The organism is Pandoraea nosoerga (genome assembly GCF_902459585.1).
Taxonomy (GTDB): domain Bacteria; phylum Pseudomonadota; class Gammaproteobacteria; order Burkholderiales; family Burkholderiaceae; genus Pandoraea; species Pandoraea nosoerga.
In genome coordinates this window covers 31,321-47,790 of sequence record NZ_CABPSC010000010.1, presented here as the reverse complement: position 1 = coordinate 47,790, position 16,470 = coordinate 31,321, and the positions used below count along the sequence as shown (strand labels likewise).

Below are 16,470 nucleotides of genomic sequence, written 5' to 3'. Positions count from 1 at the left end.
CGTCCGCGCGCGGCACGCCGCGGGGTCCTTGCCCCACGGCTGTGCCGCGCAAACGGCGTCAGGCCGCCAGTGCTTGCTTGTCGTTAGCCTTCGCCATGTCGCCCAGGGCGCGCTTGTATTCGTTCGGGAACACCTTCACGAACTTGCGGCGCGCGCCGTCCCAGTCTTCGAGCAGCGCCTTGGCGCGCGTCGAACCGGTGTACTGGAAGTGGCGCTCGATCAGCTCGCGCAACTGCGCTTCGTCCGTCTGGCCGCGATGCCACAGTCCCGGGCTCACCGTGCGCTCCTGCTCACCGTGCGGCAGCACCGGATCGAGCGCGACCATGGCCGTGTTGCACTTGGCGGCGAACGTGCCGTCGGCGTCGTACACGTAGGCCACACCTCCCGACATGCCGGCGGCGAAGTTGCGGCCGGTCTCGCCGAGCACGACCACCGTACCGCCGGTCATGTATTCGCAACCGTGATCGCCCGTGCCTTCCACAACAGCCGTGGCGCCCGAGTTGCGCACGCAGAAGCGTTCGCCGGCCACGCCGTTGAAGAACGCCTCGCCTTCGATCGCGCCGATCATCACCGTGTTGCCCACGATGATGTTGTCCTCGGCGTTGCCGCGGAAGTCGTTGGTCGGACGCACGATGATGCGGCCACCCGACAGGCCCTTGCCCACGTAGTCGTTGCCGTCGCCGACGAGGTCCAGCGTGATGCCGCGCGCGAGGAATGCGCCGAAGCTCTGGCCCGCCGTGCCCTTGAGCTGCACGTGGATCGTGTCGTCGGGCAGACCCTCGTGACCGTAGCGCTTGGCCACTTCGCCCGAGAGCATGGCGCCGACCGTGCGGTTACGGTTGCGCACGGGCTGGATGAACGACACATGCTCGCCCTTCTCCAGCGCCGGCATCGCCTTCTCGATCAGCGCGTGATCGAGCGCGCCGGCCAGGCCGTGGTCTTGCGACTCGACATGCAGGCGCGGCACTTCGGCTTCCACTTGCGGCAGATGGAAGATGCGCGAGAAGTCGAGCCCCTTCGCCTTCCAGTGCTCAACGCCCGCCTTGGTGTTGAGCAGGTCCGCGCGGCCGATCAGGTCGTCGAACTTCGCGATGCCCAGTTGCGCCATGATTTCGCGCACTTCCTCGGCCACGAAGAAGAAATAGTTGACGACATGCTCCGGCTTGCCCTGGAATTTCCTGCGCAGTACCGGATCTTGCGTCGCCACGCCCACCGGGCAGGTGTTCAGATGGCACTTGCGCATCATGATGCAGCCCTCGACAACGAGCGGCGCGGTGGCGAACCCGAATTCGTCGGCGCCGAGCAGCGCGCCGATCACCACGTCGCGGCCGGTCTTCATCTGACCGTCGGCCTGCACGCGGATACGGCCGCGCAGACGGTTGAGCACCAGCGTCTGCTGCGTTTCGGCCAGCCCCAGTTCCCACGGCGTGCCGGCGTACTTCACCGACGAGAGCGGCGAGGCGCCCGTACCGCCGTCGTGACCGGCGATCACCACGTGATCGGCCTTGGCCTTCGCGACGCCGGCGGCAACCGTGCCCACCCCCACTTCCGAGACGAGTTTCACCGAGATCGACGACGACGCGTTCACGTTCTTCAGATCGTGAATGAGCTGCGCCAGGTCTTCGATCGAGTAGATGTCATGGTGCGGCGGTGGCGAGATCAGGCCGACGCCCGGCACCGAATAGCGCAGCTTGCCGATGTACTCGGTCACCTTGTGGCCCGGCAGCTGACCGCCTTCGCCCGGCTTCGCGCCCTGCGCCATCTTGATCTGGATCTGGTCGGCCGACACCAGATAGTCGGCTGTCACGCCGAAGCGGCCCGAGGCCACCTGCTTGATCTTCGAGCGCAGCGAATCGCCGTCCTGCAGTTCGATGTCGGTCTCGATGACGTCGCGACCCACGATCGACGCGAGCGACTCGCCCTTCTTGATCGGAATGCCCTTCAGTTCGTTACGATAGCGGCGCGGATCTTCACCGCCCTCACCGGTGTTCGACTTGCCGCCGATACGGTTCATCGCGACAGCCAGCGTGGCGTGCGCTTCGGTCGAGATCGAGCCGAGCGACATGGCGCCGGTGGCGAAGCGCTTCACGATTTCCTTGGCCGGCTCGACCTGATCGAGCGGGATCGCGCGCTGCGGATCGACGCGGAACTCGAACAGACCGCGCAGCGTCATGTGCCGCTTGCTCTGATCGTTGATGAGATTCGCGTATTCCTTGTACGTCTGGTACGAATTCGAACGGGTCGAGTGCTGGAGCTTGGCGATGGCGTCCGGCGTCCACATGTGGTCTTCGCCACGGATGCGGTACGCGTATTCGCCGCCGGCGTCGAGCATGTTGGCGAGCACCGGGTTCTCGCCGAAAGCATCGCGATGCAGACGCACCGCTTCTTCGGCCACTTCGAAGATGCCGATGCCGCCGACGTTCGACGCCGTGCCCTGGAAGTACTTCTGCACGAGTTCCTGCGACAGGCCGATGGCCTCGAAGATCTGCGCGCCCGTGTACGACATGTACGTCGAGATGCCCATCTTCGACATGACCTTGTGCAGGCCCTTGCCGATCGCCTTGACGAAGTGCTTGATCGCCTTTTCCGGCGTCAGGTCGCCACCTTGCTTGCGGGCGATCTGTGCGAGCGTTTCCATCGCGAGGTACGGGTGAACGGCTTCCGCACCGTAGCCGGCGAGCAGCGCGAAGTGATGCACCTCGCGCGCCGAACCCGTCTCGACCACGAGACCGGTGCTGGTGCGCAGGCCCTGCGCGACCAGATGCTGGTGCACGGCCGACGTGGCAAGCAGCGCCGGGATCGCCACCTGCTCGCGATTGGTCAGACGGTCCGAGACGATGAGGATGTTGTAGCCCGACTTCACGGCGTCCACGGCTTCCGCGCACAGCGAGGCGAGGCGCGCTTCGATGCCTTCCTTGCCCCATGCGACCGGGTAGCAGATGTTGAGCTCGTAGGAGCGGAATTTGCCGCCGGTGTACTTGTCGATGTGGCGGATCTTCGAGATTTCCTTGAAGTCCAGCACCGGCTGCGACACCTCGAGACGCATCGGCGGGTTGATGTTGTTCGTGTCGAGCAGGTTCGGCTTCGGGCCGATGAACGACACGAGCGACATCACCATGTTCTCGCGGATCGGGTCGATCGGCGGGTTCGTCACCTGTGCGAAAAGCTGGCGGAAGTAGTGATAGAGCGTCTTGTTCTTGTTGCTCATGACCGCGAGCGGGCTGTCGTTGCCCATCGAGCCCACGGCCTCTTCGCCGTTGATCGCCATCGGCGTCATCAGCAGCTTCACTTCTTCCTGCGTGTAACCGAACGCCTGCTGCAGGTCGAGCAGCGGCGTGGCCGTGTCGTGGTGCACGCCGGCCTCCTCGACCTTCGGTTCGATCTCGTCGAGCTTGATGCGCACGGCGTCGATCCAGCTCTTGTACGGCTTGGCGTTGGCCAGGTTGTCCTTGAGCTCCTTGTCGTCGATGATGCGGCCCTGCTCCATGTCGATCAGGAACATCTTGCCCGGCTGCAGGCGCCACTTCTTGACGATCTTGGACTCGGGAATCGGGAGCACGCCCGACTCCGAGGCCATGATGACCATGTCGTCGTCGGTGATCAGATAGCGCGCCGGACGCAGGCCGTTGCGATCAAGCGTGGCGCCGATCTGGCGGCCGTCGGTGAAGGCGATGGCCGCCGGGCCGTCCCACGGCTCCATCATCGCGGCGTGGTACTCGTAGAACGCACGGCGGTTCTCGTCCATCAGCGTGTGCTGCTCCCAGGCTTCGGGGATCATCATCATCACGGCGTGGGCGAGCGGGTAGCCGGCCATCGTCAGCATTTCGAGACAGTTGTCGAACGACGCGGTGTCCGACTGGCCCGGGTAGATCAGCGGCCACAGCTTCTGCAGATCGTTGCCGAGCACGGCCGACGAGATCGCGCCCGTGCGGGCGTTGATCCAGTTCACGTTGCCCTTCACGGTGTTGATTTCACCGTTGTGCGCGACCATGCGATACGGGTGCGCCAGTTCCCAGGCCGGGAACGTGTTCGTGGAGAAACGCTGGTGAACGAGGGCGAGCGCCGAGACGGTGCGCGGATCGGCAAGGTCGCGGTAATAGCGGCCGACCTGATCGCACAGCAGCAGGCCCTTGTAGACGATGGTGCGCGCCGACATCGACGGCACGAAGTATTCCTTGCCGTGCTTGAGCTTGAGCGCCTGGATGCGGTGGCTGGCGGTCTTGCGGATGACGTAGAGCTTGCGCTCGAGCGCGTCCGTCACCATGATGTCCTGGCCGCGGCCGATGAAGATCTGACGGATCACCGGCTCGGTGGCCTTCACGGCCGGCGACATCGGCATGTCGCGATCGATCGCGACGTCGCGCCAGCCCAGCACGACCTGACCTTCCGCCTTCACGGTGCGCTCGAGTTCCTGCTCGCAGGCCAGGCGCGACGCGTGCTCCTTCGGCAGGAAGATCATGCCGACGCCGTATTCGCCAGCCGGCGGCAACGTCACGCCCTGCTTGGCCATCTCTTCGCGGAAAAACTGATCGGGAATCTGCAGCAGGATGCCCGCGCCGTCGCCCATCAGCGGATCGGCGCCGACGGCGCCCCGGTGGTCGAGGTTTTCGAGAATCTTCAGACCCTGCTCGACGATGGCGTGGCTCTTCACGCCCTTGATGTGAGCCACGAAGCCGACGCCGCAGGCATCGTGTTCGTTGGCCGGGTCGTACATGCCCTGTGCGTCCGGCGCCGAGTACGCCTCACCCGGCAGCGCTGCTGCCGTCGCAATCGGTTGCTGTTTCTTTTCCACGAGTTACACCGTCTCTTGGCGAGGTCGCCGCGCGCATGCTCGTCGCGGTCGACCGGGTTAAGTGGGGTTGGCCGGGCCGGCCAGAGCTGCGGATTCGCGCACGTCGAAGGTCTTTCTCGAGCGTTGCCACAGGGGGCCGACTCAGCGCGCACGGTTTTGCGCATCGCACCAATCGGCCGAAGTTGGAATATACGCCAGGAATTTCACAATGACAAAATATTTTATTAGGGTCGGATGCAATTTAAAAACCGCACCAAAAGGAGGCTTGTTTTTATTGGGGTCAGATTAACGAGACACAGGCCCCGACGATAGAAAAATTTCGTGTTTTCAAGCATTTGGCGAAAGGACGGCAGACCGGGGACGGCCTGCCGCAGGGGCGATCAAGCGGCGCCGGCGGCCAGTTTGCGGGGGCGCCCGCGCGTGAGCGGGCTCACACGACGGTTGGCGGCGAGCGACATGCGGGCCTGATATTCGGGCCCGCCGAGCAGCCAGCCCTTCTGCGTGGCTGTACGCAATGCGTCGACTTCGTGCGCCGGCAGCGGGATGGAGAATCCTTCCGCGTAGGCGCGTTGACGCTCGAACGGCGTATTCCCCAGGGCCCAGTACAGGGCGTGGTCGGTGACCAGGCTGTCGACCGTGAGGCCCACGTGATGGTTGTAGCTCGACCACACATAGTTGCCCGGCGCATCGGTGAGGCCCGCCCGTACCGGATTGAGCTCGACGTAACGACTGGCGAGCAGCAGATAGTGCTCGGCTTCGATCACGGTGGCGCGGTAGCGGCCCTCCCAGAGCGTGCCCGTGCGCTGGTGGCGCCGGTTGAAATACAGCACGTAGTAGCGCCCCACCGCCTGCAGGGTTGCGGGCAGGCTGCGCTCGTCGGCGGGCGTGGCGACCAGGTGCAGGTGGTTCGGCATCATGCACCACGCGTGGATTGCCAGGCCGTGCGTGCGTGCGGCGTCGCGCAGGCGGTCGTGAAATACGCGCCGATCCTCGTCGTCCACGAAGATCGCCTGCCGGTTATTGCCGCGCAGAATTACGTGCTGCGGTTGGCGCGGAATGAAAAGTCGCGGTAATCGGGCCATGCGGATTCAAATGTAATGCTTTAAAACTCGATATCACGATATTCGAGGGACTTTCACTGCTCAAAAACCCTTTAAATACTGATATCTAGCGAAATCCTTTCGATTCGTACAAAAACTCTAGATTCGACGATTGCACTGCGAAATCCCAAGCGCATAATGCATCGAAAAATAAATAAATAATCTTGGGAGGATAGACAAATGACAACTCGGGCCTATCGGTCCGCGGCGCGTTTGTGCGCGCTCGGATTCGGCATTTCCCTGGCGTCCGCCGGCGCCTTCGCTCAACAAGCTGGAGACAACGTCATCAACCTGGGGTGGTTCCACATCGCCCCGCAGGATTCCAGCAAACCCATGACTACGAACGTGACCCAGCAGGGCATCACGCCGGCGCTCGTGCCCTCGAGTTTCACGTCCCCGGGCAGCGGCGCCAAGGTCAGCAACGCCGACACGCTCGGGCTGGTCATCACGCACTTTCTCACCGACAACATCGCCGTTCAGACGGTGGCCGGCGTGCCCGCGAAGTTCAAGCTTAACGGACAGGGCGTCATTGCGCCGCCGGGTGTGGCCGGTGCGCTGACCAGCATCGATCTGGGCGCCGCGCAAAACAATCCGATCGTGCAGAGCGTGCGCCAATGGAGCCCGGCGCTCGTGTTTCAGTATTACTTCGGACAGGCCAACTCGACGTGGCGCCCGTTTCTCGGCATCGGCGTGAGCTACACGTTCTTTACCAACGTGAATCTCAATCCGAATTTCGAATCGGCGCTGAATCAGAATTTCGGCAGCGTGCTCGCTTTCACTTCGGGGCATAACGGCCCGACGAGCGTGGAAGCCAAATCGTCCGCGTCGTGGCAGCCGGTTTTCAATGCCGGCTTTTCTTATGCCTTCGACAAGCACTGGGTCGCCAGCGCATCGGTCTCGTACCTGCCGCTCAAGACGACGGCGAACATCAAGATCAAGGCACAGGACGGTACGGTGCTGTCCTCGTCCGATGCCGAAATCAAGCTCAATCCGATTGTGACGTTCGTCTCGCTCGGCTACAAGTTCTAGACCCAGCGTGCGGGACGCGTATTGCGTCCGGCATGTCGGACTCCGCAGTGAATTCCGAAAGCGTGCCTGACATATACGGGCACGCCTTTCTTTCGTCCAGCGCTTTTTCCTAAGGGCATTCCATGAGTCGATGCGTGGATACAACACCTTTAGAGCGCAGCCTCCAGACTCTTGCTACCCCGGCCTTTGCACCGTCGGCATAATGGCCCTGAATTTCATTTAACGAAATTCTCGACAATAAAGAATCTTGAGCAGGAGACGAATCGATGAAGTTGAAACATCTGACGATTGCTGCCGCGGCCATGCTGACGGCATCGGGGGCCGCCTTCGCGCAACAAGCCGGCGATAACGTTATCAACCTTGGCTGGTTCCACCTCTCGCCCCAGGTTTCGAGCGACCCGCTGCATGTAACCGGCTCGAACGTGCCGGGTCTCGCCAATGCAGTGAACAGCCGCCTCGGCAACACAGGCGCGGACGTGGATGACGCCGACACGCCGGGCCTGACCTTCGCCCACTTCTTTACCGACAACATCGCTGTCGAGGCGGTCGTCGGCCTTCCGCCGAAGTTCCGTCTCTATGGTAAGGGAGCGCTGGCACTGCCGGGCGGCGGATCGCTCGCCTCGGCCAAGCAGTGGAGCCCGGCACTGCTGCTGAAGTACTACTTCGGCCAGGCCAACGATACGTGGCGTCCGTTCGTGGGTATCGGGGCGAGCTACTTCTTCTACTCGAACATCGAGCTCACGCCGGGCTTCCAAAACCTGGCCAGTGCCGCGCTGACCGGCGCGCCGGGAGGCAACACCACGGCCTCGCTGACCAACTCGTGGGCGCCGGTGTTTAACGCGGGTATCAACTACAACATGGACAAGCACTGGACACTCGCTTTCTCCGTGTCGTACATCCCGGTGAGCACCACGGCCAAGCTGACCACTACGCGCGGCCCGATCACGACCACCAGCGAGGCCAAGGTCAAGTTGAACCCCGTCGTGACGTTCCTGTCGCTGGGCTATCGCTTCTAAGCCGCCCGCGTATTGTCCCGACGCCGCCGAAGTCGCATCGGATGAACGAGAAAACGCCGCCATATGCGGCGTTTTCGCATTTTTGGCGGTGCTCTCGCACTGTCGGCCCGTTCTGACGTTATCTTCGGCCATCGCGCTGCAACTTTCCATTTTTGCGAACTGTCTCTGAAGATGCCCCCGAGCTAGAACCGGCGCGTCATAATGGTCGCTCGCCTCAGGGTTCCACCGGCGTCCGCTCCCGTCTCCGGATACGCGAACGTCGTATTTCAATACCTCTTCTTGGGAGTCTGAAAATGGGAATTGCCTCGAAAGCGGAAACTGCACTGAACAGCAGCCTGGAGGACGCGCGCTACGCCGGCCGCCGCACCGCGCGTGCCGCACGGCTCGCCGGCGGCGATGTGTCGTCTCGCGTGCGCGACCTTCTCGACGATCTCGAACACGCCCTCGCCAACGCGAAATCGGCGTCGGACATCGAAGCGCTGCGCAACGAAATCGGCGACAAGCTGCGGCAGGCTCGCAGCGACTTCGGCGATGCGCGCGCGAATTTGCGCCGGCGAGCGGGCGAAGTGTGGGACGAGGCCGACGGCTACGTACACGAGCGCCCATGGCAAGCCCTCGGGACTGTTGCGGCCGTCGCGCTGGTGCTCGGCTTCATCGCCGGTCGCAGCTAGGCTCCCGAGCGCCCCGATGTGCCTCGCCGCATGGCAGCGTGGGGGGCGTGCGCTGCAAAGGTCAAAAACCTGCGGACGCCGGGACCCGCGCTACCGACGCCCCGCCTCAAACGAAACAGCCGGCAAACCCGCCGGCTGTTTCGCTATTTCGTTCGCTCGTTCGCCTTCCAAGTCCACCTGTGGCTCGCGGGCTTCCCCTCTCGGGCGCCTTATGGTCGACCGAGGGCCGACGGGCGGGCAACAGGAGGCCAACGGACGGTCGACGCGGTCGCAGTGCGATCAGAGCGTTGGCGCAATGGTAAATAGCCGGCTGTATTCCTTGATCGCGTAGCGATCCGTCATCCCCGCGATGTAGTGTGCGATCCAACGCGGTTGATCGGCCGCATTCTCCGTGCGGTAATTCGGCGGCAGCAGGCGCGGATCCGTGAGAAACGCGTCGAACAGTTCCTGGACGATGCGTTGCGCCTTGGCCGCCATGCGCATCACGAGGTAGTGCCGATAAAGGTTCTCGAACAGGAACCGCTTGAGCTGGCCGGCGTGCTCGCGCATTTCGTCGCTGAAAGCGACCAGCGGGCCGGCGTCGCGGACCTCTTCCATCGAGGCGGGCGAAGCGTCCGCCACGCGACGCCGCGTAGTGGCAATCAAATCGACGATCAGCGCATTGATGATCCGGCGCGTCGTCTCGTGTACCAGACGGCGGCCAGAGATCGCCGGCCACTCCAGCCGCGCTTCGGCACAATAGCGTTTCCAGAGTGGGACGTCGTCGAGTTGTTCGAGCGTCAGCAGCCCCGAGCGCACGCCGTCGTCGATATCGTGGTTGTTGTAGGCGATTTCGTCGGCCAGATTGGCGATCTGGGCCTCGATGCCGGGTTGGCGCCCCTTGAGAAAGCGCTCACCCAATTCGCCCAACGCCCGCGCATTAGCGCGCGAACAGTGCTTGAGAATGCCCTCGCGTGTCTCGAAGCACAGGTTCAAGCCGTTGAAGCCGCCGTAGTGCTCCTCCAATTCGTCTACGACGACGAGACTCTGCAGGTTGTGCTCGAAGCCACCGTACTCGCGCATGCTGGCGTTGAGCGCGTCCTGTCCCGCATGGCCGAAGGGCGTGTGCCCAAGATCGTGGGCCAGCGCGATCGCCTCGACGAGGTCTTCGTTCACACGGAGATTGCGGGCGATCGAGCGGCCGATCTGCGCGACTTCGAGGCTATGCGTGAGACGCGTGCGAAACAGATCCCCTTCGTGATTCACGAAGACCTGGGTCTTGTATTCCAGCCGACGGAATGCAGTTGAATGAATAATGCGATCGCGATCACGCTGGAATTCGGTGCGCGTCGCCGGCGCAGGCTCGGCGAAGCGCCGCCCGCGCGAAGCCGAAGAGCGCGCCGCGTAGGGGGCAAGCGACGCTTCGTAATCGATCATCGCCCGCCTCCTTCCTTACACGTTGGCGCGCAGCGTAGCGCGCAAATCGGCGTCGGGAACGCTTGTCATGAACGCGCCCCCCAGGCGGTTGAGCAGCACGAAGCGGATGTCGCCGCCTTCGGCCTTTTTGTCCACACGCATCAGATCGACGTAGCGGTCTTCGCCGAGATCCGGCCCGACGACCGGCAGCCGGGCCGCCGCGACCAGTGCCTTGATGCGCGGCACGAGGCCTTCGTCGATGAACCCGAGGCGCGCGGACAGGTCGGTCGCCATCACCATGCCGCAGCCGACAGCCTCACCGTGCAGCCACTCGCCGTAGCCGAGCCCTGCCTCGATGGCATGGCCGAAGGTATGCCCGAAATTCAGCGTGGCGCGCAGGCCCTGTTCGCGCTCGTCGCTGGCCACGACCTGCGCCTTGATCTCGCAGGAACGCTGCACCGCGTATGAGAGCGCCGCCGTATCGTGCGCGTTGAGCGCGTCGATGTTCGCCTCGATCCAATTGAAGAACTTCTCGTCCGCAATCGCGCCGTGCTTGATCACCTCGGCCAGGCCCGCCGCGAGTTCGCGCTCGGGCAGCGTGGCGAGCGTGCCGATGTCGGCCAGCACGGCGCTCGGCTGCCAGAAAGCGCCGATCATGTTCTTGCCCATCGGATGGTTGATGCCTGTCTTGCCGCCAACCGACGAGTCGACTTGCGCGAGCAGCGTCGTGGGCACCTGCACGAACGGCACACCGCGCATGTAGCAGGCCGCCGCGAAGCCGGTCATGTCGCCGACGACGCCGCCGCCCAGGGCAATCAGCGTCGTCTTGCGGTCAGCCTGGGCACCGAGCAATTCGTCGAACACCAGATTGAGCGTCTGCCAGTTCTTGTGCGCCTCGCCATCGGGCAACACCGCAGTGACGACGCGTTTGCCCAACCGCTGCAGCGTGGCGGCCACCCGCTCCGCATACAGCGGTGCGACGGTCGTGTTCGTGACGATGACCGCATGCGTGCCGCGCACGTGCGGCGCGAACAGCGCGTCCTGCGTCAGCAGATCGGTGCCGATGTGGATGGGATAGGCGCGCTCGCCCAGATCGAGTTTGAGGGTAATCATGCCGCTTGTTGTCGTATTCGCGATATCGGCCGGCCGATATCAGCGAGAAAAGGTGTCACGGGTATCACGGGGCATCGTGGGCCGGCGGGACGGACGCTGCCGACTCCGGGTCGTCGCTATTTGGCCGATGGTTTGGCCAGCGATTTGGCGCGCTATTCGGCACGCTAATTGAGGCGCTGTTTGACGATATCAGTCTGCCACCCTCACGCGGGACATCCTGCCCCTGTGCCACGGTCGGAGCCACTTCGGCGAGTGCGCTGTCGGGCACGCCCGGCACGGCGCCGGATGTGCTCGGCACGATGCCCGCGACTTCGAGTTGCATCAGCACCATGTTGACGAGCGCATTCACACTCGGCCGCCCCGTTTCAATCACGAAGGTCGCGCACTCGCGATACAGCGCGTCGCGCTCCTGAAACAGTTGTTCGAGACGCGCGCGCGGATCCGCCGTTTGCAGCAACGGCCGATTCTTGTCCCGGCGCGTGCGCAGCCACAGGTCATGCGGATTGGCCCGGAGATAGACGACAGTGCCGCGCGACTTGATGCGTTCGCGGTTCTCGGCGCGCAGCACGGCGCCGCCGCCGGTGGCGAGGACGATGCCGCTGCGCTGGGTGAGTTCGTCGATGGTCTGGGCTTCGCGCTGACGGAAACCGTCTTCGCCCTCGTGCTCGAAGATGACCGGAATGCGCACGCCTGTGCGCGCTTCGATCTCGTGGTCGGAGTCATAGAACTGCCGTCCGAGACGTCGTGCCACTGCGCGTCCAACCGTGGTCTTGCCCGCCCCCATCAGTCCGACAAGTATTACGTTTTCCAGCATAAATCGCTGATATTTGGGTTCCAATCCCTGATGATACCGGGATATCCCTCCGGCGTGCGGAACGCGTCGCCTCGGGCATCCCCTCGGTCAGCCTGGGATGGCCGGAAGGTAGGTCGCCCCTTGGCGCCAGCGGCGGCACCCATACCGTTGACGCGGGCGACGGGGCAGTCTGTGGCGGCGCCGCCTCCGGTACGGCCGGCAGTTCAGGCAGCGCTTCCACGAGGGGCGGCGCGGCCGCGGGTAGGGCACCGCCCTCGGGCACCACACTCGGCGTCAGGAATACCAGCAGTTCGGTGCGTCGGTTTTCCTCCGTGCGGTTTCGAAACAGGGCGCCGAGCACTGGCACCTCTCCAATCCACGGCACGCCCGCCCGGGAATCGCGCTGCTCCTCCTGATATATCCCGCCGATGGCGACCGTTCCCCCGTTCTCGACCTGTACCTGAGTCTTGACCTGCCGCGTATCGATGGCAAACCCACCGACGACCTCCTGCCCAACACTGTCCTTGCGCACGTCGACGTCGAGAATTACGCGACCGTCGGGGGTGATCAGCGGCGTGACTTCCAGCCGCAACGTCGCCTTTCTGAAGCGCACCGACGGCAGGCTGCGCCGGCCCTCGCGCATCACATAAGGCAATTCCGTACCCTGCTCGATGACGGCCTGGATCTTATCCGCCGTCACCACGCGAGGTCGGGAAATCACGCGTCCGCGTCCGCTCGTCTCCAGAGCGGAGAGCTCGAGTTGCAGGAACCGCGTGGCAGAGCGACCGAACAGGGTGATGGCCAGGCTCGGCGGTACGGCGCCCGCCAGCGCGGCGGCCGGCAAGCCGATGTCGAGCGAACTGCCGCGTGGCTTGCCTCCGACGCCACGCGTGCCCTCGGGCTTTTCGGCACCTCGCGGCTCGCCGGAACCCCCTCGGCCGCCACGATCCGACGAATCGCCACTACCGCCACCACCGCCGTTCCCCGGCGCCCCACTGTATCCCGCGAGCCGCACGCCGAGCGAATCGCTGAATCGATCGTCGACTTCGACGATGCGCGCTTCGATGAGAACCTGGCGCACCGGCACGTCGATGCGCGCGATGAACGAGGCCAGCGCTTCGAGCTTCTCGGGCACATCCGTGACGAACAGCTGGTTGGTGCGCGGATCGGCAATCAAGCTGCCTCGTGCCGATAAAAGCCGCCGCCCCTTGGCATCCTTCTCTCCCATGATGATCTCCCGCAGGGCCTGCGCGCGCGGATAGTTGAGCGTGAAGCGACGACTCGCGAGCGGCAGCAGCGCCTCCCGCTTGGCCTCGGCCTCGAGCTGCGTCTGCTCGTCGGCCAGCAACTGCGCGCGCGGTGCAATCCAGTCCACGCCACCGACCTGTCGCACCCCCAGCCCGGCGCTGCGAATCATAACGTCGAAGGCTGTCTCGGCCGTCACTCCGTGCAAATCCATGTCGAGACTCCCGTGCACGGGCTCCCCGAGCGCCACGCTGCGCCCGGTGAGCTGAGCGAAAGTCCGGAGCGCGTCGCCCGCCGGAGCGCCGTGCAGCGTGACGTCCACGGTGTCGGCATCCGCCGTTTTCGTCCGCCGTTGATCCCTGGGCGCTTCGCGCCAGGTCGCCTCCAGTCCGGTGGCGCCGCGCCGAAGCATCACGTAACGCGAACCCGCTCGCATCGACCCCACCAGCGGCGCCTTCTCGATCGATGGCGCCTGGCTGGACGCCGCCATCGTCACGGCGCCGCGCGCCGGCCGGCGCGTCAGCGGCGTTCGGAATACGTCGACCATGTCTGCGGGTAGCGCCCACGGCGGCAGCAGTGCGGGCATTGCAGGAACAGCTTGCGAGGCGGCACGCACAGCGAGGTCCGAGGGCTTGCGCCAGAGAAAGGCGGCAACGGTCACGGTCAGCACGGCCTGCGCATCCGTCGCCCCGGCGGTTTCCCGCGAAGGGCCCTGCAACGAAAACCGTTCGACTTCTAGATGACGCGGCATTCGGTCCACTTCGGCGAGCCAGGCGAGCAGGTCCGCTACCGCGCCGCGAACGCGCATTTCCGCCCGCTCGATTTCAATACCGTCTTCGCGGCTGGCGTGTTCGGACGCCACCGAGGCGCCCGGCCGCGCCGTCTCCAATATCAGCCCGCTTCGTGCCACCTGTTGCTCGAGGTCCGCGCGCCACGTGCTCGACGGCTCGTGATGCGGTTCCTCCATCCGGGGTGCAGCACCGCCCCAAGGCTGGCCGGACGCCAACGAAGCGCCCGATGGTCCGTCCGCGCGCGGCAGCAAGCGCTGCCAGGCAACGTCGTCCGCGTGCGCCCTCCGGAGCGACTCCGCCAGCACGGGCAGTTGTCCTGCGGCCTCATCGGTTCGTGCCAGCGTCGCCTCCTCGATGCCGAGATCCTTCTGCAACGCCGCCCGCGTCGGTAATCCGATGAGCCACCATACGGACCACGCCAACATCAGCCCGGTCAACCATGCAACCGCCGCCAACACCCATCGCACAGGTGCAGACCACTCGGTGGGCGAGGTGGACGTCAGCGCGGCCCATCGCGCGCGCCAGCGGCTCGACATGTCGTGTACAACGTCGCGGACGTCGTCCGGCGGATGGGGTTCACCGTACATCGGCCACCTCCTCCGACGACCACTCGTCCACGGTGTCTACCCCCCGCGCCGCCGGTCTGGGCGACGGCTTGGGCTCGATGCGCAGCGTGAACCGACGGATCTCAGGCTGTGGGCCCGAGGTGTCGGCATCGGCCCACTGGCGCCGAACGCTCTCGGGCACCACGCTCGACTCGACCTCGGCGACCTTGCGCACCCACGGCAGTGCGCGCAGGCGCTTCTGTGTCTCGCGGACTCTCGACTGAGTCGTCGCGTACCCCTCGATGCGCAAATGGTCTCCACCAGACTTCACGGACGTGAGCCGCACGCCGTCAGCGCAGGCGCGCATCACGTCCAGCAGCCGAGGGGCGACGGATTGCCGCTGCTCGACCAGGGTCACGGCCGCGCGGCGATGCGCCACCATGGCAGACAGAGCACGCGCGGTCGCATCGAAAGCTGCGCGCTCGCCCGCTCGGGCTTCATTGCTCGCGCGCAGCGCAGCAAGTCGTGCCCGCGCCTCCCCGCGTAAGTGGAGATCAAGCGCGATCGGCGCGGCCGCGGCCACGGCTCCGAGCGCCGCGATCGCGGTCCAAAGTCGCCACTGACGACGGAACGCCAGTTGACGGCGCTGCTCGAGCGTCAGCAGGAAGTCGAGCGGTGGCAGTGAGGCCTTCACTCGCATGACACCCCCTGCACGGACATTGCGCGAAGCGCTAACCCGCATGCCACCGCAAAGGCGCCGCGCTGCGCGAATGGCTGACGGCGATGCGAGATCGAGAATCGCCGCAACGGATCGAAAGGGCGTACCGGAATGCCACATGCCGCCTCGAGTGCATCGCAGATTGCGACCAGCGTGCCCGGGCTGGCGCCTTGTGCGGCCAGGTACATCGCACGGGGTCTGACCGCCAGCTTGCCCGCCACCTCGCGCACAATACCCGCCAGCGCGTCCGGATGTCCGCCAATGCCGTCGAATCGCTCGCGCGCATCGGCCACGCAATCGCTACCGTCAAATACCGAAAGGTCGAACTCGTGGGCATCCACCTGCAGCAACGCCAACGGCGGCGGCTCCCGCTCCACCCCAGCGTTCGCGTCAGTCTCGGTGTTGGCGCCGCTGCCGGCCGACGCATCCGCGTGCGCGGCGCTCGGCCACGCCCACCGGAACGCGCGTCGTGCTGCTTCGTGTGCCGCATCGACCGCCTGCGGCTGCAAGCCGCACATTTCCAGTACCGCGACGCGAGCGTCGACCAACTCCGCCTCGCAGGCGTACAGCCGCAGCCGATGGTTGGCGGGGTCTGCCCACGTCACCCCGACCCGGCAGCGCAGGCCGGCGTCCGCGTCGCCAGGCACCAACAGCGCGGCGCGCCGCTCGCACCACGCACGTAGTGCGCGCGGCGGCACGTCCGCCGGATAGTCGACGACTTCGGTCTTGAGCCCGTGCGCCGGCAGCGCCAGCACGATCGTGTCGTCGCGCAACTCCGAAGCGCTCATGCCGGTTCGCTCCAGCAAATCGGCGAGGTGACGCGCAGCTGCTTCGGGCTTGGCAATCAACGCGCCTCGCACGACACCGTCTTCGACCACCGCGCTGCCATAGGCCGTCAGGCGCAGACGTGCGGGGCCGGCACACCGCGTCAGACGAACGAATTGGACCGCCGCCGCGTCAAAGTGAATGCCCACCCCGCCACCGCCGGCGCGTGGCGGCGCCGACGTGAGTCCGCTGCTCATCTGACGTACTCCGCGCAGGACCGCTCTCATCATGCCCCTCCTTCCGTTTCTCGCTTTGTCGATGCGATCGATCCTAGCGATGGCGATACGGCAGTCCAATCGGACCAGTCCGAATCCTGAGAGGCACATAGCGGTCAATTTCCGCTTTAGGAATTCATGCGTGTTTTTTCTCGTCTTTTTCCGAGACCCCGTAGGCCTGCACTCCGATTTCCGGCAGGTCCGGCGGGTGGGCGCGGGGCG

General features: G+C 65.0%; 10 protein-coding genes and 1 pseudogene. 3 read left to right on the top strand and 8 right to left on the bottom strand.

Annotation, left to right across the window (positions count from 1 at the left end; translation table 11 throughout):
- Positions 1-58 precede the first annotated feature (58 nt).
- Together PNO31109_RS13725 and PNO31109_RS13720 are read right to left on the bottom strand one after the other, a co-directional pair.
- A complete protein-coding gene (locus tag PNO31109_RS13725; RefSeq protein WP_477642610.1) occupies positions 59-4,792 on the bottom strand; it encodes a glutamate synthase-related protein in 4,734 nt (1,577 codons plus the stop codon).
- Between the two features lie 380 nt (positions 4,793-5,172).
- On the bottom strand, positions 5,173-5,874 hold the full coding sequence (locus PNO31109_RS13720; RefSeq protein WP_150556049.1) for a transposase: 702 nt from the start codon (positions 5,872-5,874) through the stop codon (positions 5,173-5,175).
- A gap of 198 nt (positions 5,875-6,072) precedes the next feature.
- On the opposite strand from PNO31109_RS13720, the gene PNO31109_RS13715 reads away from it, so the two are divergent.
- The 3 genes from PNO31109_RS13715 to PNO31109_RS13705 all read left to right on the top strand — a co-directional run bounded on the left by PNO31109_RS13715 (position 6,073) and on the right by PNO31109_RS13705 (position 8,608).
- Positions 6,073-6,921 carry an OmpW/AlkL family protein gene (locus tag PNO31109_RS13715; protein ID WP_150556048.1) on the top strand — a complete coding sequence of 283 codons (849 nt, stop codon included), beginning with the start codon at positions 6,073-6,075 and terminating at the stop codon, positions 6,919-6,921.
- Between the two features lie 266 nt (positions 6,922-7,187).
- Complete coding sequence (locus PNO31109_RS13710) at positions 7,188-7,937, top strand: OmpW/AlkL family protein (RefSeq protein WP_150556047.1); 750 nt, start codon at positions 7,188-7,190, stop codon at positions 7,935-7,937.
- 293 nt (positions 7,938-8,230) lie between these two features.
- Positions 8,231-8,608, top strand: coding sequence for an ElaB/YgaM/YqjD family protein (locus PNO31109_RS13705; protein WP_150556046.1), 378 nt, complete (start codon positions 8,231-8,233; stop codon positions 8,606-8,608).
- Between the two features lie 279 nt (positions 8,609-8,887).
- On the opposite strand, the gene PNO31109_RS13700 is transcribed toward PNO31109_RS13705, so the two are convergent.
- From PNO31109_RS13700 to pilM, 6 genes and pseudogenes are all read right to left on the bottom strand, one after another.
- Positions 8,888-10,024, bottom strand: coding sequence for a deoxyguanosinetriphosphate triphosphohydrolase (locus PNO31109_RS13700; protein WP_150556045.1), 1,137 nt, complete (start codon positions 10,022-10,024; stop codon positions 8,888-8,890).
- A gap of 15 nt (positions 10,025-10,039) precedes the next feature.
- A complete protein-coding gene (gene aroB / locus PNO31109_RS13695) occupies positions 10,040-11,116 on the bottom strand; it encodes a 3-dehydroquinate synthase (protein ID WP_150556044.1) in 1,077 nt (358 codons plus the stop codon).
- A gap of 295 nt (positions 11,117-11,411) precedes the next feature.
- A pseudogene (locus PNO31109_RS13690) lies at positions 11,412-11,930 on the bottom strand (shikimate kinase); the annotation flags it as partial.
- Positions 11,836-14,532, bottom strand: a complete 2,697-nt coding sequence (locus PNO31109_RS13685) for a type IV pilus secretin PilQ (RefSeq protein ID WP_150556043.1) — start codon at positions 14,530-14,532, stop codon at positions 11,836-11,838. The gene PNO31109_RS13685 and the pseudogene PNO31109_RS13690, both read right to left, overlap by 95 nt.
- On the bottom strand, positions 14,522-15,190 hold the full coding sequence (locus PNO31109_RS13680; protein ID WP_174966387.1) for a PilN domain-containing protein: 669 nt from the start codon (positions 15,188-15,190) through the stop codon (positions 14,522-14,524). The genes PNO31109_RS13685 and PNO31109_RS13680 overlap by 11 nt, the downstream gene beginning before the upstream one ends.
- Complete coding sequence (pilM, locus tag PNO31109_RS13675) at positions 15,181-16,230, bottom strand: type IV pilus biogenesis protein PilM (protein ID WP_174966386.1); 1,050 nt, start codon at positions 16,228-16,230, stop codon at positions 15,181-15,183. Before pilM ends, PNO31109_RS13680 begins: the two co-directional genes overlap by 10 nt.
- Positions 16,231-16,470 lie beyond the last annotated feature (240 nt).